Annotated in this window: 20 protein-coding genes; 11 read left to right on the top strand and 9 right to left on the bottom strand. The window is 67.0% G+C overall.

The genetic code is table 11. The features are described from left to right. Window positions 1–14 precede the first annotated feature (14 nt). From ABWP92_RS02310 to metC, 7 genes are read left to right on the top strand one after another with little or no spacing between them, the layout of a single operon-like run. Window positions 15–170, top strand: a complete 156-nt coding sequence (locus ABWP92_RS02310) for a hypothetical protein (RefSeq protein ID WP_353233727.1) — start codon at window positions 15–17, stop codon at window positions 168–170. Continuing rightward, window positions 167–1,429, top strand: a complete 1,263-nt coding sequence (locus ABWP92_RS02305; protein ID WP_353233726.1) for an aminotransferase class I/II-fold pyridoxal phosphate-dependent enzyme — start codon at window positions 167–169, stop codon at window positions 1,427–1,429. The genes ABWP92_RS02310 and ABWP92_RS02305 overlap by 4 nt, the downstream gene beginning before the upstream one ends. Beyond that, window positions 1,426–2,175, top strand: a complete 750-nt coding sequence (locus ABWP92_RS02300) for an amino acid ABC transporter permease (protein ID WP_353233725.1) — start codon at window positions 1,426–1,428, stop codon at window positions 2,173–2,175. The genes ABWP92_RS02305 and ABWP92_RS02300 overlap by 4 nt, the downstream gene beginning before the upstream one ends. Next, window positions 2,165–2,986, top strand: coding sequence for an amino acid ABC transporter permease (locus ABWP92_RS02295; RefSeq protein WP_353233724.1), 822 nt, complete (start codon window positions 2,165–2,167; stop codon window positions 2,984–2,986). Before ABWP92_RS02300 ends, ABWP92_RS02295 begins: the two co-directional genes overlap by 11 nt. After that, the gene (locus ABWP92_RS02290; protein WP_353233723.1) at window positions 2,973–3,833 is read left to right on the top strand and encodes an amino acid ABC transporter ATP-binding protein; all 861 of its coding nucleotides are present in this window, start codon (window positions 2,973–2,975) and stop codon (window positions 3,831–3,833) included. The genes ABWP92_RS02295 and ABWP92_RS02290 overlap by 14 nt, the downstream gene beginning before the upstream one ends. 22 nt (window positions 3,834–3,855) lie before the next feature. Beyond that, window positions 3,856–4,485: a cysteine dioxygenase family protein gene (locus tag ABWP92_RS02285; RefSeq protein ID WP_353233722.1), complete on the top strand. Its 630-nt coding sequence runs from the start codon at window positions 3,856–3,858 to the stop codon at window positions 4,483–4,485. Beyond that, a complete protein-coding gene (gene metC, locus ABWP92_RS02280; RefSeq protein ID WP_353233721.1) occupies window positions 4,482–5,717 on the top strand; it encodes a cystathionine beta-lyase in 1,236 nt (411 codons plus the stop codon). Before ABWP92_RS02285 ends, metC begins: the two co-directional genes overlap by 4 nt. Window positions 5,718–5,831: 114 nt before the next feature. On the opposite strand, the gene ABWP92_RS02275 is transcribed toward metC, so the two are convergent. The 3 genes from ABWP92_RS02275 to ABWP92_RS02265 are packed head-to-tail and all read right to left on the bottom strand — an operon-like array spanning window position 5,832 to window position 9,966. Continuing rightward, window positions 5,832–6,698, bottom strand: a complete 867-nt coding sequence (locus tag ABWP92_RS02275) for a transporter substrate-binding domain-containing protein (protein ID WP_353233720.1) — start codon at window positions 6,696–6,698, stop codon at window positions 5,832–5,834. Window positions 6,699–6,729: 31 nt separating this feature from the next. Further along, window positions 6,730–7,749 (bottom strand): succinylglutamate desuccinylase/aspartoacylase family protein, encoded by a 1,020-nt coding sequence (locus ABWP92_RS02270; RefSeq protein WP_353233719.1) that lies wholly within the window; start codon window positions 7,747–7,749, stop codon window positions 6,730–6,732. Window positions 7,750–7,755: 6 nt separating this feature from the next. After that, window positions 7,756–9,966: a rhodanese-like domain-containing protein gene (locus tag ABWP92_RS02265; RefSeq protein WP_353233718.1), complete on the bottom strand. Its 2,211-nt coding sequence runs from the start codon at window positions 9,964–9,966 to the stop codon at window positions 7,756–7,758. 179 nt (window positions 9,967–10,145) lie between these two features. Between ABWP92_RS02265 and ABWP92_RS02260 the strand changes: the two genes are divergently transcribed. Genes ABWP92_RS02260 through ABWP92_RS02250 form a run of 3 tightly spaced genes read left to right on the top strand, consistent with a single transcriptional unit; the run spans window position 10,146 to window position 13,765 of the window. Then, complete coding sequence (locus ABWP92_RS02260) at window positions 10,146–11,114, top strand: ABC transporter permease (RefSeq protein WP_353233717.1); 969 nt, start codon at window positions 10,146–10,148, stop codon at window positions 11,112–11,114. A gap of 19 nt (window positions 11,115–11,133) precedes the next feature. Continuing rightward, window positions 11,134–12,036: an ABC transporter permease gene (locus ABWP92_RS02255; protein ID WP_353233716.1), complete on the top strand. Its 903-nt coding sequence runs from the start codon at window positions 11,134–11,136 to the stop codon at window positions 12,034–12,036. Between the two features lie 7 nt (window positions 12,037–12,043). Next, window positions 12,044–13,765, top strand: coding sequence for an ABC transporter ATP-binding protein (locus tag ABWP92_RS02250; RefSeq protein ID WP_353233715.1), 1,722 nt, complete (start codon window positions 12,044–12,046; stop codon window positions 13,763–13,765). A gap of 104 nt (window positions 13,766–13,869) precedes the next feature. Here ABWP92_RS02250 and ABWP92_RS02245 read toward each other — a convergent pair whose 3' ends face one another. The 3 genes from ABWP92_RS02245 to ABWP92_RS02235 all read right to left on the bottom strand — a co-directional run bounded on the left by ABWP92_RS02245 (window position 13,870) and on the right by ABWP92_RS02235 (window position 19,384). Then, complete coding sequence (locus tag ABWP92_RS02245; RefSeq protein WP_353233714.1) at window positions 13,870–15,453, bottom strand: ABC transporter substrate-binding protein; 1,584 nt, start codon at window positions 15,451–15,453, stop codon at window positions 13,870–13,872. An 89-nt stretch (window positions 15,454–15,542) separates the two neighbouring features. Continuing rightward, the gene (locus tag ABWP92_RS02240) at window positions 15,543–17,237 is read right to left on the bottom strand and encodes a hydantoinase B/oxoprolinase family protein (protein WP_353233713.1); all 1,695 of its coding nucleotides are present in this window, start codon (window positions 17,235–17,237) and stop codon (window positions 15,543–15,545) included. Next, window positions 17,234–19,384, bottom strand: coding sequence for a hydantoinase/oxoprolinase family protein (locus ABWP92_RS02235; protein ID WP_353233712.1), 2,151 nt, complete (start codon window positions 19,382–19,384; stop codon window positions 17,234–17,236). The genes ABWP92_RS02240 and ABWP92_RS02235 overlap by 4 nt, the downstream gene beginning before the upstream one ends. A gap of 153 nt (window positions 19,385–19,537) precedes the next feature. Between ABWP92_RS02235 and ABWP92_RS02230 the strand changes: the two genes are divergently transcribed. After that, window positions 19,538–20,533, top strand: a complete 996-nt coding sequence (locus ABWP92_RS02230) for a tripartite tricarboxylate transporter substrate binding protein (RefSeq protein ID WP_353233711.1) — start codon at window positions 19,538–19,540, stop codon at window positions 20,531–20,533. 38 nt (window positions 20,534–20,571) lie between these two features. Here ABWP92_RS02230 and ABWP92_RS02225 read toward each other — a convergent pair whose 3' ends face one another. From ABWP92_RS02225 to ABWP92_RS02215, 3 genes are read right to left on the bottom strand one after another with little or no spacing between them, the layout of a single operon-like run. After that, window positions 20,572–21,354, bottom strand: a complete 783-nt coding sequence (locus tag ABWP92_RS02225; protein WP_353233710.1) for an SDR family NAD(P)-dependent oxidoreductase — start codon at window positions 21,352–21,354, stop codon at window positions 20,572–20,574. 31 nt (window positions 21,355–21,385) lie between these two features. Continuing rightward, window positions 21,386–22,387, bottom strand: a complete 1,002-nt coding sequence (locus tag ABWP92_RS02220; RefSeq protein ID WP_353233709.1) for a Bug family tripartite tricarboxylate transporter substrate binding protein — start codon at window positions 22,385–22,387, stop codon at window positions 21,386–21,388. Window positions 22,388–22,419: 32 nt separating this feature from the next. Then, a complete protein-coding gene (locus ABWP92_RS02215; protein ID WP_353233708.1) occupies window positions 22,420–23,394 on the bottom strand; it encodes a Bug family tripartite tricarboxylate transporter substrate binding protein in 975 nt (324 codons plus the stop codon). Between the last annotated feature and the right edge of the window lie 95 nt (window positions 23,395–23,489).

Here is a 23,489-nt window from a genome sequence, read left to right as displayed (position 1 = left end):
AGGAAGGCACGGACATGAGCGGCGGCACACCGATCGTGCCCCGGGGCGGCAACGCCGCCAATGTGTTCGCCATCGAGGAGGCCAGGCACGGCCCGCCGGGCCTGCTCAACCCCGGCAAGATGCCGGCGCCCGCCAACGCCCTGCCGCACGAAGAAAGCACCACGCCATGACTTCCGCCATTACCCTTTCGCAGCGCGTGCATCGCGTGAAACTGTCCCCGAATGCCGCGGCCAGCGCCCACGCCGCCGAACTGGCCGCGCAGGGCCGCGACATCATCTCGCTGACCACGGGCGAGCCCGACTTCGACACGCCCGGGGCGATCAAGCAGGCCGCCATCACGGCGCTGGCTCGCGGCGAGACCAGGTACACGCCCACCCAGGGAACAGCGGCGTTGCGCCGGGCCATCGGCACCAAGTACACGCGAGAGAACGGCCTGGACTACGGCGCCAGCCAGATCATCGTGAGCAACGGTGGCAAGCAGGTGATCTACAACGCCATGGCCGCCACGCTGGACGAGGGCGACGAAGTCATCATCCCCGCGCCGTACTGGCCCTCGTTCCCCGACATCGTGCGGGTCAATGGCGGCAGTCCCGTCATCGTGCCCTGCGGCATCGGGACGGGCTACCGGCTCAGTGCCCAAGCACTGGAAGAAGCCATCACTGCACGCACGCGCTGGCTGGTGCTCAACACACCGGGCAATCCGTCAGGGGCCGTCTATGGCCGGGATGATCTCGCCGCGCTGGCGGCCGTATTGCGCCGCCATCGGCACGTGCTCGTGCTGCTGGACGAGCTGTACGAGCACATCTGGTTCACGCCCGAGGCGCCGCCGCACTGGCTGCACGTGGCACCCGACCTCAAGGACCGCACGCTGCTCGTCAACGGGGCCTCCAAGACCTACGCGATGACCGGCTGGCGCATCGGCTGGGGGGCAGGACCCGCCGCACTGGTGCAGGCCATAACCGTGATCCAGTCGCAGGCCTCGTCCGGCCCCAACTCGCTGGGGCAGGCCGCCGTGGCCGCCGCGCTGGAGTCCGCCGACCAGTCCTTCGTGGCCGATGCGCGGGCGGCCTATGCGCGGCGCGCCCGGCTGGTGACCGACGCGATCAACGCAGTTCCCGGCCTGGAACTGCTGCCGCCTGGCGGCTCGTTCTTCGCCTTCGTGCACTGCGGCGGGCTCATCGGCCGCGTGCGCCCCGATGGCCGGCCCGTGCGCTGCGACGCCGACGTGACGCAATGGCTCCTCGAAGCAGAGGGCGTCGCGGCCGTCGATGGCTCGGCCTACGGGCTATCCCCCTATTTCCGCATCTCCACCGCTGCGAGCGACACGGTGCTGACCCAGGCCACCGCCCGCATCGCGCGCGCGGTGGCGGCCCTGCGCGCCGCGCATCCGTCGGCAGCCGACGAGGTCGTGCAGGAGGCTGCGGGATGAGCGGCGACCTGCTCGTCCAGGGAGTGCAGGCGCTCAAGGACATCGGACTGAACTACGCCTTCCTGCTCGATGTGAACGAGCGGCAGGCTTTCGTGCGGGGGCTGGGCGTGACGGTGCAACTCGCGCTGTTGACCATTGCGGGCAGCCTGGCCGCAGGCGTTGTGCTCGCGGCGCTCCTCACCTCGGGCCGCCCGTGGCTGGCGGCCCCGGCGCGCGCTTTCGTGGAAGTCACGCGCAACACGCCCACGCTGGTGCAGCTCTATTGCGCCTTCCTGGTGCTCAACATGCTCATCACCCGGCAGTTGCGCGACTGGGGCGCGGGCAACAACCCGCTCACGCCCTTCGTGTGGGTAGTGATCGTGGTCTCGCTGCACAAGGGCGTGTTCCATGCCGAGGCGCTGCGCGCGGGCATCGAGGCCGTGCCCGCCACCACGCTGGAGGCCGCGCGCTCGCTGGGTTTCTCGCAGCGGCAACTGCTCTTGCGCGTGCAGCTTCCGCTGGCAGTACGCTTCGCGCTGCCATCGCTGGTGAACAACCTCGTGGATCTCGTGAAGATGACTGCCGTGGCCTCGGCCATCGCCGTGGGCGACGTGACCTACGAGTCCATCATGATCTGGTCGCAGCGCGACAACGTGCTCGAGCTGCTGCTGCTCATCCTGGCATGGTTCGGCCTGCTGACCTGGCTCGTGAGCCTGGCCGGCCGCTGGCTGGAGAGACAACTGAGGATGCCCGGCTATGGCCAATGAAGCGACTTTTTTTCCGGCGGCATCGTCTCCTTCCATGCTCGCCGCGGCGTCACGCGGCTGGCGCAACCCTTGGCTGATCGCGGGCGCCGTGGCGCTGGCCATCGCATGGTTCTGGAATGCCACCGGCACCGCTCCCGCCGCGTTCGCATATCTCTGGAAGTGGCTGCCCGCCCTGCTGCGCGGCCTGTGGGTCAACATCGAGATCAGCGTGCTCGCCGTGGCGCTGGGCACGGTGGCGGGGCTGGTGCTGGGCGCGCTGTCGCTCTCGCCCGCCCACGCGGTGCGCGCGGTGGTGCGCGGCCATGTACAGGTGTTCCGCAACGCGCCGGTACTGGTGCTGATCTATTTCACCACCTACGTCTTCCCGTTCGAGCTGAAACTGGTTTCGTGGACGTTCCCGTTCCCGGACTGGATCAAGGTCGTGCTGGGCCTGGCACTGCCCACGAGCGCCATCGTGGCCGAGATCTTCCGCGGCGCAATCCAGTCCATCCCCAGCGCGCAATGGGAGGCGGCGCAGTCGCTCGCATTGCGCCGGCGAGAGATCTACCGCCTCATCGTGCTGCCGCAGTGCGTTCGCCGCATGCTGCCCCCATGGATGAACCTGTACGCCAGCATCACCATGAGCACCTCGCTGGCCTCGCTGGTCGGCGTGCACGACGTGGTGGACACCGCGCAGATCGCGAGCAACACGGTCGCGCGCACGGACTTCACCATCCTCGTTTATTTCACGCTGTTGGCGCTTTTCTTCGCCTACTGCTACCCGATTGCCCGCGCCACGCGCGCACTGGAAAGACGCCATGAACGCCACTGACTCCTTTCTCCGCGCCATCACGGCGACCACCCCGGATTCAGACAAACCGCTGGTCGAACTGAAGGACGTGCACCTGTCCTTTGGCAGCAACGAGGTGCTCAAGGGCATCGACGTGGAAGTACACCGAGGCAAGGCGGTCTGCATCATCGGCCCCTCGGGCTCGGGCAAGTCCACCATCCTGCGCTGCATCACGGGCTTGCTGCATCCGCAGCGCGGCGGCATCCGGGTAGGCGAAACGCGCGTGGATACGCTGCGCACCGAGGCGGAACTGATCGCGCTGCGCAAGCGCGTGGGCTTCGTGTTCCAGCAGTACAACCTGTTCCCCCACCTCACGGTGCTGCAGAACCTCGTGATCGCACCCACCCGCGTGGTGGGCCGCGACCGGGCCACGGCCGAACGCGAGGCCCGCGAGCTGCTGGAAAAAGTGCGCCTGGCCCACAAGGAGAACGCCTATCCGGGCGAACTCTCGGGAGGCCAGCAGCAACGCGTGGCCATCGCACGGGCGCTGGCCATGCGGCCCGATCTGATCCTGTTCGACGAGGTGACTTCCGCGCTCGACCCCGAGACCGTGGGCGAGGTGCTCACCGTCATCCGCGACCTGGTCAAGGGCGGCATGACCTGCGTGCTCGTCACGCACGAGATGCGCTTCGCAGAGGAGGTCAGCGACCACGTGTACTTCACCGAGGCCGGGCGCATCGTCGAGCACGGCCCGGCGCGCCAGATCTTCGGCAACCCGCGCAGCGAGCGCACACGCGAGTTCCTGCAGCGCGCCCTGGGCAGCACCGCGCACATGCCGCCCGCCCCACCGGATCATCAGCCATTCGACTACCTGCGTTTCGCGCTCTGACCCATCACCACGAGGAACCACCATGACCTTATCAGCCCCCTCTCCCATCGCCCATGAACGCCGCCAGGCGGTCGATGCCGCACTGGCCGACGTGCGCCGCATCCTGCACGGCGCACCGCCCGACCGATCCACGCTGGACGCCATCACGGCCCGGCTGGAGCAGTTGGCCTCGCAGAAGGTACTGTTCAGCCGCGCCGACTTCCCCCCGCCCGCCGAGGCCGCCGGCGTGGGCGCATCCACGCGCTACCGGCTCAATCCCGCCGACGGCGAGGCAGGGCTGGCCCTGTACCTGAACTCCATCAACCCCGGCAAGACCACCGCGCCGCACAACCACACGACCTGGGCCGTGATCGTGGCCGTGGAAGGGCAGGAAGTGAACCGCGTCTACGAGCGCACCGACGACCACCGCGACCCCGCCCGCGCCCAGATCCACGTGGCGAGGGAATTCACGGTGCGGCCCGGCGCGTCCATCGCGTTCCTGCCCGATGACATCCACAGCATCCACGTCGTGGGCACCGGGCCCACGCTGCACTTTCACCTCTATGGCCAGCCGCTGGAGACGCTCACCGGCCGCATCGCCATCGACCCCGAGACCGGCGCGGTGAAGAACTACAACGCCGCCTACCTCCGACCCAGCGAGGCCGTGGCATGAGCACACTTCAGACTCCGGGAGCCCTCTCCCCCGCCACCCGCCTGCTGCATGCGGGATCACCCGCCCTCCAGGGCGGCAGCGGCCCGGTGAACGTGCCCGTGGTGCGCACCAGCACCGTGCGCTTCGAGGACAGCGCCTCCCATGCCGACCTGCACCACCGCCGCGCGGCGGGCGAGCGCGTGGCCACGTATGGCCGCCATGGGCTGGACACGCACCGCGCGCTCGAGGATGCCATCGTGGCGCTCGAAGGCGGCCACCGCGCCTTTCTCGCGCCCTCGGGGCTCGCGGCCATCACGCTGGTGCTCGTCGCCCTTCTGTCTCCAGGCGATCACGCGCTGGTGGCCGACAGCGTGTACTCGCCCGTGCGGCGCGTGGACGCCACGCTGCTGCAGCGCCTGGGCATCACGCTGGAGTATTTTTCACCCTCGCGAGACGACCTGGCGGCCAGGATCCGCCCCAACACCCGGCTCGTCTACCTGGAATCGCCCAGTTCACTGCTCTATGAAGTGCTTGACCTGCCGGCGCTTGCCGCCACGGCGCGGGCGCGCGGCGTTCCCGTGGCCACGGACAACACCTGGAGCGGCGGCTGGTTCCATCAGCCACTGCGGCACGGCGCCGACATCTCCATCCAGGCGGCCACCAAGTACATCGCGGGTCACTCGGACGTGATGCAGGGCGTCGTCGTGGCCGGCACGCCCTCGCTCTCGGAAAAAATCGCCCTCGCCCATGAGGCCCTGGGCCTCACCGTGGGCGCGGACGATGCCTACCTTGCGCTGCGCGGCCTGCGCACGCTGCCCGTGCGCCTGGCACAGCACCAGCGCAACGCCACGCAGGTGGCGCAGTGGCTGCTGCGGCAGCCTCAGGTGAGCCGCGTTTTCTATCCCGCGCTCCCCTCCGACCCCGGCCACCGGCTCTGGCAGCGGGACTTCAGCGGCGCCAGCGGGCTGGTCTCGTTCGCCTTCGCGCAGGGGGTTTCCCAGGACCAGGCCACACGCTTCGTCGATGCGCTGCAACTGTTCTCGCTCGGCGCATCCTGGGGCGGCTACGAAAGTCTGGCGCTGATCGCGGCCCCGGATCGGCTGCGCGAGCACAGCGCATGGCAGGGCACACAGCCGGTGGTGCGCCTGCATGTGGGGCTGGAGGAGCCGGCGGATCTGGTGGAAGACCTGGCGCGCGCCTTCGGCCAGGCCATCCCCGCCGAGCCCAAGACACCCGCTGCCGAAGTTGCCTGAATCGCGAAGATGCACTCGACATGGCCGCGCGGGACGCATCCCCGCATCCGACTGCTCCCGCTAATTGCGGCCCCGAGCACGCACCTGAGGCGCACCTGAGATGCGCCTGAGAGCTCACCTCGCCCCGGTCCTGTACTTCTGATGGAGCTCCACCAGCAAGGACGATCGGGGCAGGAGATCGAGCTTCTGCTCCAGTGCCAGCAGCCAGCCATTGCCATGCAGGCGCTGAATGGCGCGATCCACCGCAACCGCCGTGTCGCGGTCGCCCTTGCGCACCCAGGCCACCTGGGGCGCCGGATCGATCTCATCCGGCAGCACGGCATAGTCCTGCCATTCGGAATCACGGGCCACCAGATGGTTCAGCGTCAGGCTTTCATGCACGGCAGCGATGCAGGAGCCGCCGCCACGCAGCGCCAGCAACGACTCGGCCATGCTCTTGAACCCCTTGAGCCGGGCGTCGTATTCCGCCGTCAATGGCCTGGAATAGCTGCTGCCCTGCGAGAGGCATACGTTCTTGCCGCGCAGATCCTCCCAGCGGCGGATGCCGGAACGCTTGGGAAAGATCGCGGTGCCGCCGTTGCGGAAGTACGGCGTCGATGCGTGATCCAGCAATTGGTCACGCTCGGGCGTGAGCAGCATGCTGGCAACCAGCAGATCCACCTTGCCCTGCTGCAGGAACTGCACGCGGTTGGCGGGCTGCACCTGCACCAGTTCAGGAACCACGCCAAGTTCGCTGGCTATCTGGCGCGCCAGCTCGGGGTTGAACCCGACCAGCTTGCCCGTACCAGGATCGATGGAGCCGAAGGCGCTGTTGCCGTTGGCGATGACACCGATGTTGATGCGCCCACGCTCGCGGATGCGCTCGAGCGTGGTGTCGGCCATCGCGAGAGGAAATTGGGCGCACAGCGCCGCTGATGCAAGCGCCAGGTGGCCGATGCGGCGATACCAGGGCGTGCGACGAAAAAAGGAAAAAGGCTGCATTTTTGAAGGCCGGCATACAACCAGCGGCAAGTCAGAGATCGGCGGCGAGCTGGAACAGGCAGTCCCCGCATTCGGTAAGCGCCGGCACGCGGCGGCACACCACCACGCCATCGGCAGGAAAGTCCACCCGCGCGGGTTCACGCTCGGGATGAGAGGGGCTGTGCAGGCGCGCAGCCGGCTGGCCGGCTTTCACGCGGTCGCCCAATTGCGCCAGGGGCTCGAAGATCCCGTCGTCGCGCGCATGGACGTAGTGGCTGGCGCGGTTCACGTGCAGCAGCCGGGTGCGATGCGGCGGAGCAGCCGGCACCTGGGGCCCGTGCAGCACGCCCAGATGTCCCAGCACATGCAGGAGACCCTGCCAGGCCGTATCCAGCACGGACGATGTGACCTCGCCACCGCCGCCCAACTCGGCGAACAGCGCCATGGCCCCTCGGCGCCGGGCAGCGGCCAGCAGGCCAACCGGGTTGGGGCTGTCATTGATGAATGACAGCGGCAGGCCAAAGGCGTGCAGAGCCGCCAGCAGCCGCTCCTGCCCAACAGGGTCTGGATCGCGCTGTGCGAACAGAGTGGCCCCGTCATAGCGCAGCGAGCTGCCGCCTGAATGCAGGTCGATCACCACCCGCACCCGCGTCAGCAGACTGCGCTCGATGTAGTCCGCGATCACCTGCGTGGGCGTGCCGCGCGGATTGCCCGGAAAGCTGCGGTTGAGGTTGCCCTCATCCAGCGGCGACGTGCGCGAACCCGCGCGCGCCGCGGGATAGTTCGCCATGGGCAACAGGATCAGTTGGCCCCGTACCCATTGGGGGTCGATTTCCCGGATCAGGCGCGACACGAGAATCTGTCCCTCGTATTCGTCGCCGTGGTTGCCCGCCATCACCAGGATGGCCGGTCCCTGTCCGGACGCGATCGATGCGACCGGGATGGGAAGCCATCCATAGGCGGAGCGATGCACGGAGTGCGGCAGACGCAGGTAACCGACCTGCTTGCCCGAAGCATCCAGATCGACCTCGCTCGTGATCGGCGAAGGCGGAAGACCGGTATCGGCTTGCATCATCGCTCAGGCTCCGATCAACCGGATGCCCACGTTGCCTTCGCGCTCGAGTTGGGCAACCAGGCCCAGCTCCCAGTCGAGATATTCCCGGAATCCCGCGTCGCGCCGCTCCAGATCCCGAAACCCATAGGGGCTGTAGCCATGGTCATCGTCACCCGTCAGCACGCCCTGCGCTCCTTGCGCCACGGGCAGGCCCGCCGCGGCCCAGGCCAGCGTTCCTCCGGTAATGGCGCGCACGTCACGCCCCGTGCGAGCCGACAGTTCCGCAGCCACGCTGCGGGCAAGAACCCCATCGGGCGAAGTGATCAGGATGGCCTGGTGCTCAGGAACGGAAGCGGCAAATGACGGCAGGCGATCCGGTGCCGAGAACCGGGCGCCAGCGATCTGCCGCTTCTCGAACGCGCTTCGGCTGTCCACGTCGAACACCGCGGCGCGTCCTTCGTCCAGCAGCCCTCGCGCCTGTTGTACCGACACCTGGGGAGCGGGCGGATACGAGGCCAGCACGCGAACCGGCTCAGGTCCCGTGACCACCGCGATCGATGCGGGCGGGCTATAGGCCAGCACTTCCCAGCCTCCAAGCTGGGCCAGCCACGCGCCCGTAGTGAGCGCGCGCACGCCATCCCAGTCGGCCAGCACGATGCGCGCGCCCCGCGTGCCAGCGTATTCGTCGGTGGCCTGCACCAATTGCCCTCCCGCAGCCCAGCGCCAGCCTTCGAGATGGCCCGCCTCGTATTCCTCGCGCGTGCGCACGTCGAAGCGGTACAGCGTGCGTTCGCCGCCCTCCGCCTCCAGGCGAGCAAGCTCCTGTGCGTCGATGCGCCGCACTCCGGCGCGCCGCGCCACTGCCGCCGCGCGTTCGCGCGCAACGGCCAGCGTGGCAGGCGCTGGCTCGGGCGGCGGCGTGCGGCGGCCATGCGCCAGTGTGCGCCCCGTGAGCAGCCAATCCATGGTGCCGTTGCGCAGCGACGCGACCCTGTTGGGAATGCCCGCGTCGATCAGCGTCTGAGCCCCGACGATGCTGCGCGTGCGCCCTGCGCAGTTCACCACCACGAAGGTCTCCGGATCAGGAGCGATTTCACCGATGCGGTACACGAGTTCCGCGCCCGGCAGGCTATGGGCGAACGGCAGGCTGAAGGCCTCGAACTCCTCCGGCGTGCGGCTGTCGACGACAACCACATTGTCGCCCTGCTCAATGCGCTCATGCAGTTCCTGCGAAGTGATCCACGGCGTGTGCTTCTCCTCTTCAATGACCTCGCCGAATGCCTTGCTGGGCACATTCGTGCCGCTGAAGATTTCCAGACCCGCGCCCGCCCAGCCCTCGGTGCCGCCTGTCAGCACCGAGACGTTGGTCCAGCCCAGCCGAATCAGCTTGTGCGCGGCGGCGTGGGCCAGCGTCTCGTCGGCATCCGTCAGCACGATGCGCGTGCCGCGGCGCGGCACCAGCCGGTCGATCAGCAGCTCCAGACGCCACAGCGGCGCCGATGCGGCAAACAGGATGTGGCCGCGCGCGAACACGCCCGCTTCGCGCACATCGAGCACGGCGATCTCCTCGCCATCGGCCAGCGCCGCCTTCAGCGCCTGCGGCGCGATGCGCGCGTGGCGAATGCCGTCCGGCGGCGCGAAGGTGCGGTAGGTGCCGCCTTCGCGGCTCTCGAAGACCACGCGGCCGGGCAGCCGGTCCAGCCCACGGCCGTAGAAATGCAGATGCAGTCCCGGAACGTCGCCCACCAGCTCGATGGTGTGGACATCCGTGGGGCCCAGCACCGCCGAGTTGCCGGACACCACGTCCAACGTACGCTCTGGCGCGAGCGCATCGCGCGCCGCATCGGCAGTCCTCTCGCGGCGGTAGAACACATTGCGCTCCACACCCCGCACGCCCGCGATGACGGCCCAGGTCGTGTGGTCGTGGGGCTGCACCGCCTTGCCAGGCAACCCAGCCGATACGTACAGCGCGTAGCGCCCTTGGACGTCCTCGTGGAGCCGATAGACCCGCGCCGGGTCGTCGGTGCTCACGGGGAAGTTATCCGAAGGGAATAGATCAGCCTGAAGTCCAAGCGACTGCAACGCCTGGGCCACGGCCTGCAACTGCCCGGACGTGGCATTTTCGGGATCGGGCACCAGCCGCTGCGCGGTGGCGATGAAATGCGCCACGGCGGCTGCGCGGCGGCTGCCGGCGTCGCTGCCGCTGAAATCAATGGAGAGGTGGGTCTGGGTCATGGGAGCCTTCCGGGAATTTCTTCTGCAATGAAAGGCACGAAGGTAGGCGCCGCAATGCACGCGACCAACGAAGAAATCCGTGCATCCATATGCGCAAACCGTCGTTGGCCTTTTGGAGTCGGCTGCCTACAGTCGGCGGTCTGTTTGTTATGGTGGATGGTTGGCGTCCGCTTTGCTCCATGTTGAATCGAACGCTGCGCATCGTGACCCGCTCCGTGCTTCACGCACTCCCCACCGTGCTGGGTGTCGTCATCCTCAATTTCCTGCTGTTGCAGCTGGTTCCCGGCGACGCGGCCGACGTCATCGCCGCAGAATCCGGCTCGGCCACGGCCGAGAGCATGGCGCAACTGCGCAGCCACTTCGGGCTGGATACGCCGGTGCTGCAGCAGTTGGCGAACTATCTGAACCAACTGGCGCACTTCAGCCTGGGCCAATCGCCGCGCTACAACCTGCCGGTGGCTACGCTGATCGGCGAGCGGCTAGGGCAAACGGTGCTCCTGATGCTCTCGTCGCTGGGCATGGCGTTGGTCCTGGGCATAGCGCTTGGCACCGTCATGGCAAGCTGCATCGGGCGCTGGCCGGACAGGCTGTTGTCGGTGCTGGCCCTGTTGCTGTACTCCACTCCCAATTTCTGGCTGGGATTGATGGCCATCGTGCTGTTTTCGGTGCATCTGGGCTGGCTGCCGCCCGGTGGCGCAAGCACGATAGGAGCCTCCGCGGACTGGGCTGATACCGTGCGTCATCTGGTGCTTCCCGCCATGGCGCTCTCGGGCTTCTACATCGCCATCTTCGCGCGGCTGACCCGCGCCGCGATGCTGGAGGTCAGCCGTCAGGATTTCATACGCACCGCCACGGCAAAGGGGCTTGCGCCGCTCACCGTGACGCTGCGCCACGTACTGCGCAACGCGCTGATCCCCGTGAGCACCGTCGCGGGCATGCACCTGGGCACCCTGCTGGGTGGCGCCCTGGTGGTGGAGACCGTGTTCAACTGGCCGGGGCTCGGACGATTAGCGTTCGACTCCGTGATGGCGCGCGACTACAACGTGCTGCTGGGCATCCTGTTGCTGTCGTCACTGATGGTGATCGCGGCCAACCTGCTGGTCGATCTGCTGCATGCGTGGATCGACCCTCGCATCCGCATTCGTTGAAAACAACCTGGCGCATCCCATGACTCTTTCACTGCCTTTCTCCCCTCCCGCTGCGGCCCGGCCGGTTGCCCATCACCCCGTGTCTGCGCGCCGCGCAGCCTGGCGAGCACTGTCACGCAATCCATCAGCCATGACAGGACTGGCGCTGCTGCTGGCGATGACTGTGCTGGCGCTGCTGGCGCCGTGGCTGTATCCAGGCGATCCACTGGACATGGTTGCTGCGCCGCTGCTCTGGCCAGGGCAGGACGCCGCATTCCCGCTGGGCAGCGATTCGATGGGGCGCGACGTGGCAGCGGGACTGGCGCATGGCGCACGCGTATCGCTGCAGGTGGGCGCGGTAGCCGCCGCGGTCAGCCTGTCCATTGGCGTGGCCGTCGGCGCTGCGGCCGGATACTTCGGTGGCTGGGTCGACAGTGCGCTGATGCGGCTGACGGTACTGTTCCAGACCGTGCCATCGTTTTTGCTGGTGGTGGTGATCGTGGCCATCGGCCAGCCCTCGCTGCCAGTGATCGTGCTGGCCATCGGACTCGCCTCATGGCCGGTGATCGCCAGACTGGTACGGGCGGAGTTCCGCGGCTTGCGCGAGGCCGAATTCGTGCTTGCCGCACGCAGCCAGGGCTTTGGGCACCTGCGCATCATCGTCCAGGAAATGCTGCCCAACGCGCTGCCGCCGGTGATCGTCACCACTTCGGTGCTGGTGGCCAGCGCCATCCTGGTCGAATCCGCCCTGTCGTTCCTGGGCCTTGGCGACCCGAACGCCGTTTCCTGGGGCAGCATGATCGGCGAAGGGCGCGAGCTGCTGCGCACCGCCTGGTATCTGACGGCGCTGCCGGGCGGCGCCATCGTGCTGGCAGTACTGGCGCTCAACCTTCTGGGCGACGGCCTGAACGATGCCCTCAATCCCCGCCTGCGCTCGCGCTGACAGACCCATGACAAAAGCCTCCACTCCCTCCTCGGCCCCATTGCTGGACGTACGCCAGCTCGGCATCACCTTTCGCGGATCGCAAGGCTCCGTCGAAGCCGTACGCAACCTCGACCTGACGCTTGAACGCGGCGAGACCCTGGCGCTGGTCGGCGAATCGGGCTGCGGCAAATCCACCACGGCGCTGGCGCTGCTGCGCCTGCTGGCGCCGGATGCCCGGGTCAGCGGCCAGATCCTGTTCGAAGGGCGTGACATCCTGGCCCTGTCCCCGCAAGCATTGCGGGGGCTGCGGGGCCGCGACATCTCGATGATCTTCCAGGAGCCGATGACGTCCCTGAACCCGGTGCATACCATCGGAGCCCAGATCGCCGAAACGCTGCGGCTGCACGAGGGGCTGACCGCTCCAGCAGCACGCCGGCGCGCCATCGAGTTGCTGGATCTGGTGCGCATTCCCCAGCCGCACCAGCGCGTGGACGACTACCCCCACCAGCTCTCCGGCGGACAGCGCCAGCGCGTGATGATCGCGATCGCCGTGGCCTGCCGCCCACGCCTGCTTGTCGCGGACGAGCCCACCACCGCACTGGACGTGACCATCCAGGCGCAGATACTGGAACTGTTGGACGGGCTGCGGCGTGAGCTGGATATGGCGCTGCTGCTGATTACCCACGACCTGGGCCTGGTCGCGCAATGGGCCGATCGGGTCGCGGTGATGCATGGCGGCAGCAAAGTAGAGGAAGCCGCAACGAATTGGTTGTTCGCCGCACCGTCGCACCCCTACACGCGTGGACTGCTGGGCGCATCGCTGCATTCCGGCCACCCGCCGCACTATGCCCGCACGCGCCTGCCCGAAATCCGCATGCGGGTGGATCCCGCCACGAACCAGCGCGAGTTCACCCTGCATACCCCGCCCGTCGGGACGGCCTCGCAGATACGGGCAAATCCGCCGGTACCGCTGCTGGAGGTGGAAAATCTGCGCACCCATTACACAACCCGAACCGGGGGCGTGGTGCATGCGGTCGATGACGTGAGCTTCCATATCGGCGCCGGAGAGACGCTGGGCCTGGTGGGCGAATCGGGCTGCGGCAAATCCACCCTCTCGCGCACGCTGCTGCGGCTGCTGCCCCCCGCTGGCGGGCGGATCTTGCTGGACGGCATCGACATCGCGCCGCTTTCCGAACGCGCGCTCACACCCTGGCGCCGCCGCATCCAGATGGTTTTTCAGGACCCCTACGCCTCGCTCAACCCACGCCGCAGCGTGTTCGACATCCTGGATGCCGTGCTCGTTGTCCACGCAGTGGCATCCCGCACGGAACGCAGGCAGCGCATCTTCGCAATCCTGGAGCGGGTCGGCCTGACGCGGGACGCTGCTGGCCGCTACCCCAACGAGTTCTCGGGCGGGCAGCGCCAACGCATCGGCATCGCCCGAGCACTGGTGGTGCGGCCCTCGCTGGTGGTGCTGGACGAGCCAGTTTCCGCACTCGATGTGTCCGTGCAGGCGCAGATCCTGAATCTGCTCGCCGAGCTCAAGGAAGACTTCGGCCTGTCCTACCTGTTCATCTCGCACGATCTCTCGGTGGTGCGCTACTTCGCCGACCGCGTGACGGTGATGCACCAGGGCCGCATGGTGGAGATGGGTTCACACGAGGACATCTGGGCGCGGCCGCAGCATCCATACACCCGGCGCCTGATCCAAGCCGTGCCCGGCGCGGAGCATCGCAGGGCGGCATAGCCCGATCCATCCCGTGATGCCCCGCACCCCGCACGGGGCGGCGGAGAATATGCCGCAGGGCCGGGGCTCGTCATCGGACGATGACGAGATCGGCCGGGATGGGCTCATGGCTTCTTCGGTTCCACCCACACGTCCGCAAGGTTCGACTCCACGCCATCGGCGGTGAGCGAATGGTCATGCACGCGCTGGTTGGCGATGGTGATGAACTCGGGCTGATAGAGGTTCAGATCCGGCACATCGCGCGCCACGACATCCTGGAAGTCCTTGAACAATTGCTTGCGGCGCACCGGGTCGTTCTCGACCGCGGCATCCTCCAGCAGCTTGTCCACCACGGGATGGTTGTAGTGTGTGCCGTTGGAGAAAGGCACGCCCTTGATGAAGTTCTTCGACCAATACAGACGCTGCACGCCCACGGTGGGGTCGAACAGGTTGCTGGCGCCGTTGGTGGTGAACGCGAAATCACGGTCCGTATAGATGCGCTTGATGAAGGCGCTGGCATCCTGCGACCGCACGGTGACGGCGATACCCACCCGCGCCAGCGCGGTGCGGATGTAGTCGGCCAGGCGCTGGCCATCCGGACCACCGATGGGGTTCACATCCAGCGGCACCGAGAAACGCACGCTGCCCTTGCGTGGATAGCCTGCTTCGTCAAGCAAGGAATTGGCCTTCTTCACGTCGAAGGAGTATGGAGACGGCGCCGGATCATGGAAGGCCTTCAGGCCGGGCGCAATCGGCGAGTAGCTGACCTTGCCATAGCCGTAGTGGACCACCTTGACGATGACGTTGCGATCGATGGCGTGCGCCACGGCCTGGCGCACCTTGTCGTTCTTGAAGTATTCATTGTCCAGGTTGAACTCCAGCCGCGTCACGTTGTATGAGTAGCTGTTGCCCGCCGTGGTAAAGCGCAATGACGGCACCTTCCTGAGCCTCTCCAGGTCGGCCAGCGGTACCGGCGTCCGATAGCCAAGATCCACTGCGCCGGTCTCGAAGGCCACGGCCGCCGCCGCCGAATCGGTGATGGGACGCACGACGAGTTGATCGATGTAGGGCTTGGGCTTGTCCCAATAGTCGGGGTTGCGTTCGTAGAGGATGTGACTTCCCCGCACCCACTCCTTGAAGCGAAACGGCCCGGTGCCGATCGGCGCGTTGGTGTGGGGGTTGGAGCGTGCATCGGTACCGTCGTAGATGTGCTTGGGCACGATGGGCGTTTCGGTCGCGGCCAATGCACGGATCAGGTAGGGCGCGGGCTTGGACAGGCGCAGCACGGTGGTGTACCTGTCCGGCGTATCTACGGCAATGACGTTGGCGAAGGTATTGCGCCCGCGCGGGTGGATCTGCCTGAGCAGATTGATCGAGTAGGCGACGTCGGCCGAGGTGAAGTCCTTGCCATCGTGCCACTTGACGCCCTGGCGCAGCGTGAAAGTGTAGGTCAGCCCGTCGGGGCTGATGGCCCACTTCGTGGCCAGTTGCGGCTGCGGATTCACGTCATAGTCGTACTTGAGGAGGCCCTCGGTGACCTTGGCGCTGACGCTCAGGATGGAGGTTGCGACATTGCCGAGGCTGACAAGCGCCGTGGGCTCGGAGGGCAGCAGCAGCGTCAGCGTGCCTTCATGGCTGGCAGGCGCGGCGTGGCTGACGCCGATGGTCGCCAGTGCGGTGGCGGAAAGAATACGGGCATGGAGATTCATATAAATCATGTAAAAAATGAACTGCTGACGCTCTTCTTGCAATGGCTTCAGTTTTTTTCGATGGTGGATTCATTGGATGGCAGTCGCCATCAGCTATCAAAATAAAAGCGCTGCGCAGCCTCGGGCGTAATGAAGCCCGCCCGCAGATCATGGTCAACCAACGCCGCGTCACGCTTCGCGGGGTCGCCCAGGCCAGCGCCTCCGGGCGTCTGCACCACCAGCACCTCGCCCGCAGGCACGAGCTGGCGGCCTTTGCCGCGCAGCACCGCGCCACTGTGCGCCAGGTGCGCCGCGCCCGCTGCGCCATCGTGCCCGCCCAGGGCTCCGCGCGGTGGGTAGTGGACACGGTCCCAGGTGGCCTCCAGCACCATCGGCGCCCCCTGCGCGTGCTCGATGGCGATGGTCTGTCCCAGGCCGCCGCGCGAGGCGCCCGCGCCACCGGAGTCAGGGCGATACTCCTTACGGCGAAAGACAATGGGCGCCTGCGTCTCCAGAATCTCCAATGACACGTTGCGCACACCGCTGGGATAGGCCGTGGCCGACAGGCCATCCTTGCCCGGCCGCGCGCCGGTTCCGCCAGTCGTGAAGCTGGTGACACCGAAGCGCGGCGAGCGCGCAATGACGTCGTTGGGGCCGCCCTCGATGGGCTGGCCGCCTGTCAGGCGGATGTTCCATAGCGATGAGGCGCCCTCGGCAGGCACGCGGTCTGGCCGCGCCTGGCGCAGCGCGCCAAACACCAGATCAGGCAGCATCTGCCCTATGGCCGCGCGCGCCGCGACGGCGGCAGGCGGCAATGCGTTGACGATGCAGCCCTCTGGCGCCGTCACGCGGATTGGCGCCAGCGAGCCCGTGTTGTTGGGTACGTCCGCCCCCACGAGGCAGCGGATGCCAAAGGATGTGTAGGCGTCGGTGTAGGCCTTTGGCACGTTGATGCCGCGGTCCACCGTACCCGAGGTGCCGCTGAAATCCACCAGGATCTGATCATCGGTGATGGTCACGGACGCCTGCAGTTGCACGGGCTGGCCGTAGCCATCCACCGTCATCCGGTTGTGCCATATGCCCTTGGGCCAATCGCGCAGCGCCTCGCGCATGGCCAGTGCACTGCGCGCAATGATGTAGTCGCCGGCGGCCTGCAGGTCGGGCAGGCCGAACTCATTGAGCAGTTGCCGCAGGCGGCGCGAACCCACGGCGTTGCAGGCCACCAGCGCGTGCAGGTCGCCCTCGACCTGCGCTGGCTCACGCACGTTGGCGCGCACGATGGCGAGGATCGATTCGTCAATCACCCCGCGCCGGGCAAAGCGAAGCAGTGGCAGGAACAGGCCTTCATGGTAGATCTCCAGCGCATCAGGGCCCGCGCCCAGGCCACCGATGTCCACTACGTGCACGGTGGACGCGAACAAAGCCACGATCCTGCCGCCATGGAACACTGGTGTGACCATGACCACATCGTACAGGTGGCCCGTGCCCTTCCACGGATCGTTGGTGATGTAAACATCGCCGTCCTCCATGGACTCGGCTGGATAGGCGCGCAGGAAATGCAGCACCGAATCAGCCATGGAATTCACGTGCCCGGGCGTGCCGGTGACGGCCTGCGCCACCATGCGCCCGTCAGGCAGGAATACGCCGGCCGACAGATCACCCGCCTCGCGCGTGGGGGTGCCGAAGGCGGTACGGATCAACGCCTGCGCCTGTTCCTCGACCACGGCCAGCAAGCGGTTCCACACCAGTTGCTGGCGGATGGTATGGCGTGCGGCGATATGGGCAGTGTGTTTGGACGCGTTCATGCGGTCACCTCGTTGTCATGCTGTTGTGCGATCTGCGGTGTGGCGGTAGTGGTATCTGTCAGCACCAAGGCGCCCAGACGGCTGATACGCAGCTCGAATCCCGTGATCACCTGGGTCGTGGTCTCGTCCTCGACCACCAGCGCGGGCCCCGCCAGCCACTGGCCCGGCCTCAGGGCGGTACGTTCATAAACGGGTAAGTCGCGCCACGAGGCAGCCTCGGCGTCATAGACGCGGCGGCGGCCCGTGAGTTCGGCCTTGCCGATGTCGGCTGGAACTTCATCCGGCTCGGGCGCGGTGCGTCCTTCTGCCTCGACTGCCACCGACCAGCTCACGGCTTCCACCGCGATGTGCGGAAGGCTGCGACCATAAAGCTGCGCATAGCGCTCCTCGAAACGCTCATGCAGCGCCCGTGCGGCGGCGGCATCAAACAGGCCCTCGGGCAGCTCGACGGCGATCTCATGCCCCTGACCGGCATACCGCATGTAAGCCACGCGCTGGCGCACCAGTGCCGCACCGGGTGCGGCACGCCGCACCACGTCGTCCGCATGAGCGGTTTGCTCGTCGAGCAGCGCCTGCACGGCCGCATGGTCCGCCCGGTCGATGCGTTGGTGCAGGCTGCGTACCACCTGGTAGGCCACGGGCGCCCAGAGGAATCCCAGCGCCGAGCCCACTCCAGCCGAGTTGGGAATCACCAGCCGCGCGATGCCCAGTTTGCGCGCCAGCAGCGCGGCATGCAGCGGTGCCGCGCCACCGAAGGCGATCAGCGTGCTCTCGTCAACGGCCTTGCCCAGCTCGCTGGCATGCACACGGGCTGCGTTGGCCATGTTCTCGGTCACGATCTCGACCACTGCCTGCGCGGCTGCTTCCACCTCCAGTCCGGTTTCCCCGGTCAGCGCCTCTTGCAATGCGGCGCGAGCCCGCTGCGGATCGAGCTGTACCTTACCCACGGCAAAGCGTCCGGGATCCACCGTGCCCAGCGCGGCGTGCGCATCGGTTACCGTGGGCAGCGTGCCCCCCAGGCCGTAGGCAGCCGGGCCGGGCGAGGAACCCGCGCTGTCCGGCCCCACCTGCACCACGCCCAGGTGGTTGACGCGAGCAATCGATCCACCACCCGCTCCGATCTCCACCATCTCGATCACCGGAATGCGGATGGGCAGGCCCGACCCCTTGAGATGCCGGTGCACGCGGCCGAATTCGAAGCTGCGGCTGATCTGGGGCTTGTAGTCGTCGATGAAGCAGATCTTGGCCGTGGTGCCGCCCATGTCGAACGACAGCGCGCGCGCCGCGCCGATCTGCTCGGCCACCTGGCGAGCCAGCACCGCGCCCCCTGCCGGGCCCGACTCGACCAGCCGCACCGGCTCGGAGATGCCGGTCTCCAGCGTAGTGATGGCGCCGCCCGAGGTCATCAGGAACAGCTCGGCGCGCAGACCCCGCGCCTGCACGCCGAGCTGCAGCCGCTCCAGGTAGCCAACCACCTGCGGCTGCACATAGGCGTTGGCGCAAACGGTGGACAGCCGCTCATACTCGCGGATTTCCGGGCAGACGTCCGAAGCCAGCGACACCCAAAGGCCTGGGGCGTATTCGTGCAGCAGTTCGCGCACGCGCCGCTCGTGCACCGGGTTGGCGTAGCCGTGCAGGAAGCACACCGCCACGCTCTCAATATCGTCGGCCACCAGTTGCCGGGCCAACACGGCTACCTGCGCCTCGTCCAGCGGCGCGAGCACCTGTCCAGCGGCATTCACGCGCTCGGGCACACCGTGGCGCCAATGGCGCGGCACCAGCGGCGCCGGTTTGTCCAGGAACACGTCGTACTGCGCGAAGCGATCTTCGAGCCCGATCTCGACCAAGTCGCGGAAGCCCTCTGTGGTGATCAACGCGGTGCGTGCGCCCTTGCGCTCAATCAGCGCATTGGTCGCCAGCGTGGTGCCCAGTATCACCAGGTCGACCTCGCCCCAACCCAGAGCGGCCTGGCTCAGGATGTCGCCGATGCCGGCGAGTACCGCCTGCTCGGGAGCATCGGGCGTGGTCAATACCTTGGCTGTGTATTTGTCCGCTCCGCGCAGCAGCACGATGTCGGTGAAGGTGCCCCCCACGTCGACGGCCAGGCGCGTTCGTGGATCGGGGCTGGAATATTGAAGTGAAGTCATTCGGTCATCAGCGGAAACAAAGCAGCCCGCAAGACTAGAGAGAGAACGCCGATCCGTGAACGACGTTTTGCGCATGTACATGTGCGCAAAGCTTCCTTCCCCATGTATTTCCATGTGTCTAGATTCGCAGGCATCACTTCTGAATTGACTGACATGCGACCGATCCTGCGAAGAACCTTGCTGGGCACACTCGTGCTCTCCCTGCCCGCCCTGCCATTGGCCTTGGCCCACGCTTCATCCGCCGAGCGCAATACGTCCTGGCCGCACAAGCCCGTGCACATCGTCGTGCCCGTGTCGGCTGGCGGCAGCGCCGACAAGCTCACCCGCACATTGGCCGATAGGCTGAGCGCCCTATGGGGCCAGCCCGTGGTGGTGGAAAACGTGGCCGGAGCCAGCGGCACCATCGGCGCCGCGCGCGTGGCCAAGGCCGCTGCGGATGGCTACACCCTGCTGCAGCAAGGCGAAGGACTGACGCTCAACAGCCTGCTGTTCCCGCAACTGCCCTATGACGCGAAGAGCTTCACCCCGATCATCAAGGCCGTGGTGAACCCGCAGATCCTGGTGGTGAATCCGGGAACAGGTATCAATACCCTGGCCGACTACATAGCGCGCTCGAAATCCAAACCGCAGAGCATCAGCCTCGGGCTTCCCGGCAATGGCGGCATCGCCCATGTGGCGCATGAAATCCTCAGCCAGGAAACCGGCGCGAAGGTGAACTACATCCCCTACCCTGGCGGCGGGCCTGCCGCGCTCGATGTGCTGGGAGGGCACACCGATGCAACCCTCATTACGCTTGCCGCTGTCACCGAGTACGTGCGCGCGGGAAAACTGCGCGCCCTGGCCGTGACGACCAGCTACCGCTCCGATGCCCTGCCCCAGGTGCCGACAATGGCCGAGGCCGGCGTTCCAGGCTTCTCGGTGGAAAGCTGGCAAGGCTTCTTCGCCCCCGCGGGAACGCCCGACGCGGTCGTGCAGAAGCTGAATCGCGATTTCCAGACTGTCTTGCAGGCGCCCGATGTGCGACAACAACTCGAAAGCGCGGGATTCAAGATTGCCGGGGGCACGTCATCCGAACTGGACCAGAGCCTGCAATCGGAGCGTCCCCGTTATGCAAAGGCCATCAAGTCTGCCGGACTTTCATTGCGTTGAGGTGCTGTCGGGCCACTGGCATGAGGCGCGGGCGCCTGTCACTGCAGCTGGCAGGCGTCAGCGGCGGCGCCCCATGCCATGTAGCCGCCATCGACGGGCAATGTGACACCCGTAATGAATTCGGCGCTATCGGACGCCAGGAACAGCATGGCATCTGCGATATTTCTGGCCGTGCCGAATCTGCCCGCGGGCGTGCGGCGGAAAATGCGCTCCTGGTCGAGCTTGCCCTCGTCCACCAGTTTCTGCAGGAACGGCGTCATCATGTAGCCGGGGGCGACGGCGTTCACGCGCACGCCCTGCGAAATCCACTCACACCCCATGGTCCGCGTAAGCATGCTGATCCCCGCCTTCGCAGCGCTGTAGGCATTGCGTGGCGTCAAACCCAATACCCCGGCGATGGAGCTGACGTTGAGCACGACGCCCCGCCGCTGCCGGAGCATATGGGCCGCGGCAGCGCGCGAGACCATGTAGGTGCCGGTCAGGTGGACGTCCACCAGCTTGCGGAACTGCGCCACATCCTGCTCCACGGTCGGGCGGAACGCATCGGGAATGCCCGCGCTGTTGACCACCACGTCCACACCGCCCAGCGATTCGACCACTTGCCGCACCATGTCGTCCACGGCCTGCTCATCCGAGACGTCGCACGCGATGCCGATATGCTGCGCACCCAGTTGATCCGCCGCCCGCTGCGCCGGCCCGCCTTCGAGATCCGCGATCGCCACGAGCGCACCCTCGCCCGCGAACGCCTGCGCCGTTGCCCATCCCAGCCCGCTTGCGCCGCCCGTTACCAGGACAACGCGCTTGTTCAATTCGGAATACATCTTCTGCCTGAGTCCTTCATTCGGTTCGTTGTCAACTCTCCAGCTTCACACCCGCTTCGCGGATGACCTTTCCCCACAGCTGCGCCTGGCTGGCAACCAGGTCCGCGAACTCCCGTGGCGTGGTCGGCATCGCCTCCACGCCCATGTCCTTCAAGCGTGCCGTGACTTCAGGCGAGGCCAGCGCCTTGTTCAGCTCCGCATTGAGCCGCACGATGACCTCGGGAGGCGTTCCGGCCGGCGCCGCAAGACCTTGCCAGGCATAGGATTCAAAGTCGGCGACGCCCGCCTCCGCGAAGGTCGGCACATCGGGCAGCGCCTGGATGCGCCGCTTCATCGCCACGCCCAGCGCGCGCAATTTCCCCGATTGCAGGTATGGCAGGCTCGCGGCCGTATTCACCAGGTACATGTCGATCTGTCCGCCCAGCAGATCCTGAAGAGCGGGCGCATCCCCCCGGTAGGGCACATGGATCATGCTCACGCCGAGCTTGCGCTGCAGCAACTCCATGCCAAGGTGGTTGGGACCTCCCGCGCCCGGGCTGGCATATTTCAATGCGCCAGGATTGCCTCTCGCCATGGCGATCAGACCATGCAGATCCTTCGCCGGGAAATCAGGCTTGACCACGAGCACGAACGGGAATCGCGTCGTTCCGCCAATGAATGCGAAATCCGACTCGCTGCGGTAAGGCACCCGCGCATACAGTTGGGGGGCCAGCGCCACGGTCGATACGTCCACCGTTCCAAAGGTATGGCCATCCGGGCGCGCCCTGGCAATGGCCTCGCCTCCTATCATCGTGCCCGCGCCTGGCCGGTTGTCCACCACCAGCGGCTGGGCCAGCGCGCCGGACATGGCCTGCCCCAGCAGTCGCGCGACCGCATCGGTTCCACCGCCCGCGGGGAAGGGCACGATCCACTTCAGCGGCTGCCGTGGATAGGCGGCCTGCGCCAGCGCCGCCCAACCGGCGCTCATCGCCGAGCCCGCCACTCCCCACCGAACCAACCGGCCGAGCGCCGACCTTCTGCTGCATATCTTCATTTCCATCCTCTCTCTCGTTGACCGGCACCGCATCAGCCCTCGAGCTTGATGCCCGCCTTGCGAATCACGCCGCCCCATAGCGCGGCCTCTGCGGCAACGAAGCGGGCCGCCTCCTCCCCGTTCATGGCAGCGGGCTCGATGCCGAGATCGAGCAAGCGCTTCTTCACCCCGGCCTGGCCCAATGCCTTGTTCAAGGCATCGCCAAGAACGGCGGCAGCCGCGGCGGGCGTACCCGCCGGCGCCACCAGGAACTGCCAGGAAAACGCCTTGAAACCGGCAATGCCGGCTTCGGCAAACGTAGGGACATCCGGCAAGGGATCGAGGCGGCGCTCATGCGCCACGGCCAACGCGCGCAGCTTGCCGGCCTGGATGTGCGACATGCTCGAGCCGGTATCGACCAGCATGCAATCGATCTGCCCCGCCAGCAAATCCTGGATCCCCGGCGCCGCGCCGCGATACGGCACATGGTTGAGCCGGATGCCCGTGCGCTGCTGCAAAAGCTCCATGGCCACGTGGTTGGGGCCGCCCAGCCCCGGTGAGCCATAGCTGACCGCACCCGGCGCCTTCCTTGCTCCCTGCATCAGGTCCTGCAAATCACGGTATGCGGAAGTGTCCCGGACCACGAGCACGTAGGGGAAGCGCGCGATGCCTCCCACGATGGAGAAATCCCTGCCCGGGTCATAGGGCAGCCTGGAATAGAGCCCCGGATTGAGCGCCAGCGTGGCGTTGTCCGCGGAGCCGATGGTGTAGCCGTCGGGCCGCGACTTGGCGATGGCATCCGCGCCCACGATCGTGTTGGCGCCCGGGCGGTTGTCCGCCACGAAGGGTTGGCCAAGCAGTTGCTGCATTTCGGCCGCGATGGTGCGCGCGACGACGTCGGTGCCGCCGCCCGCTGGATAGGGAACGATCCAGCGCACGGGCTGCGACGGATAGGGCTGCGCGCGCGCCAGCGGTGTCAGCACAAGCGATGCACCGAGCGCGCCAATCTGGCGACGGGTAAACGGCATGGTTGTCTCCGGGAAAGGATGGATGGAAATTCCCGGCGCGCCGCCCTCTGCGGGGCAACTGGGCCGGGCTGTTCGTTGGCCTCTATCTACCTCTG

It is taken from the genome of Diaphorobacter ruginosibacter (assembly GCF_040396215.1).
Classification (GTDB): Bacteria; Pseudomonadota; Gammaproteobacteria; order Burkholderiales; family Burkholderiaceae_C; genus Diaphorobacter_A; species Diaphorobacter_A ruginosibacter_A.
The sequence above is the reverse complement of the archived record's forward strand: the minus strand, read 5'-3'. Positions and strand labels throughout refer to the sequence as shown.

Bases quoted from the DNA above. Each gene is read 5' to 3' on its own strand.
- ABWP92_RS02235 (WP_353233712.1), bottom strand. From the start codon at position 19,384: ATGACTTCACTTCAATATTCCAGCCCCGATCCACGAACGCGCCTGGCC.
- ABWP92_RS02285 (WP_353233722.1), top strand. From the start codon at position 3,856: ATGACCTTATCAGCCCCCTCTCCCATCGCCCATGAACGCCGCCAGGCG.
- ABWP92_RS02300 (WP_353233725.1), top strand. From the start codon at position 1,426: ATGAGCGGCGACCTGCTCGTCCAGGGAGTGCAGGCGCTCAAGGACATC.
- ABWP92_RS02230 (WP_353233711.1), top strand. From the start codon at position 19,538: ATGCGACCGATCCTGCGAAGAACCTTGCTGGGCACACTCGTGCTCTCC.
- ABWP92_RS02255 (WP_353233716.1), top strand. From the start codon at position 11,134: ATGACTCTTTCACTGCCTTTCTCCCCTCCCGCTGCGGCCCGGCCGGTT.
- ABWP92_RS02295 (WP_353233724.1), top strand. From the start codon at position 2,165: ATGGCCAATGAAGCGACTTTTTTTCCGGCGGCATCGTCTCCTTCCATG.
- ABWP92_RS02245 (WP_353233714.1), bottom strand. From the start codon at position 15,453: ATGAATCTCCATGCCCGTATTCTTTCCGCCACCGCACTGGCGACCATC.
- ABWP92_RS02265 (WP_353233718.1), bottom strand. From the start codon at position 9,966: ATGACCCAGACCCACCTCTCCATTGATTTCAGCGGCAGCGACGCCGGC.
- ABWP92_RS02220 (WP_353233709.1), bottom strand. From the start codon at position 22,387: ATGAAGATATGCAGCAGAAGGTCGGCGCTCGGCCGGTTGGTTCGGTGG.
- ABWP92_RS02275 (WP_353233720.1), bottom strand. From the start codon at position 6,698: ATGCAGCCTTTTTCCTTTTTTCGTCGCACGCCCTGGTATCGCCGCATC.
- ABWP92_RS02260 (WP_353233717.1), top strand. From the start codon at position 10,146: ATGTTGAATCGAACGCTGCGCATCGTGACCCGCTCCGTGCTTCACGCA.
- ABWP92_RS02225 (WP_353233710.1), bottom strand. From the start codon at position 21,354: ATGTATTCCGAATTGAACAAGCGCGTTGTCCTGGTAACGGGCGGCGCA.
- metC (WP_353233721.1), top strand. From the start codon at position 4,482: ATGAGCACACTTCAGACTCCGGGAGCCCTCTCCCCCGCCACCCGCCTG.
- ABWP92_RS02250 (WP_353233715.1), top strand. From the start codon at position 12,044: ATGACAAAAGCCTCCACTCCCTCCTCGGCCCCATTGCTGGACGTACGC.
- ABWP92_RS02290 (WP_353233723.1), top strand. From the start codon at position 2,973: ATGAACGCCACTGACTCCTTTCTCCGCGCCATCACGGCGACCACCCCG.
- ABWP92_RS02270 (WP_353233719.1), bottom strand. From the start codon at position 7,749: ATGCAAGCCGATACCGGTCTTCCGCCTTCGCCGATCACGAGCGAGGTC.
- ABWP92_RS02240 (WP_353233713.1), bottom strand. From the start codon at position 17,237: ATGAACGCGTCCAAACACACTGCCCATATCGCCGCACGCCATACCATC.
- ABWP92_RS02215 (WP_353233708.1), bottom strand. From the start codon at position 23,394: ATGCCGTTTACCCGTCGCCAGATTGGCGCGCTCGGTGCATCGCTTGTG.
- ABWP92_RS02310 (WP_353233727.1), top strand. From the start codon at position 15: ATGAGCGGCGGCACACCGATCGTGCCCCGGGGCGGCAACGCCGCCAAT.
- ABWP92_RS02305 (WP_353233726.1), top strand. From the start codon at position 167: ATGACTTCCGCCATTACCCTTTCGCAGCGCGTGCATCGCGTGAAACTG.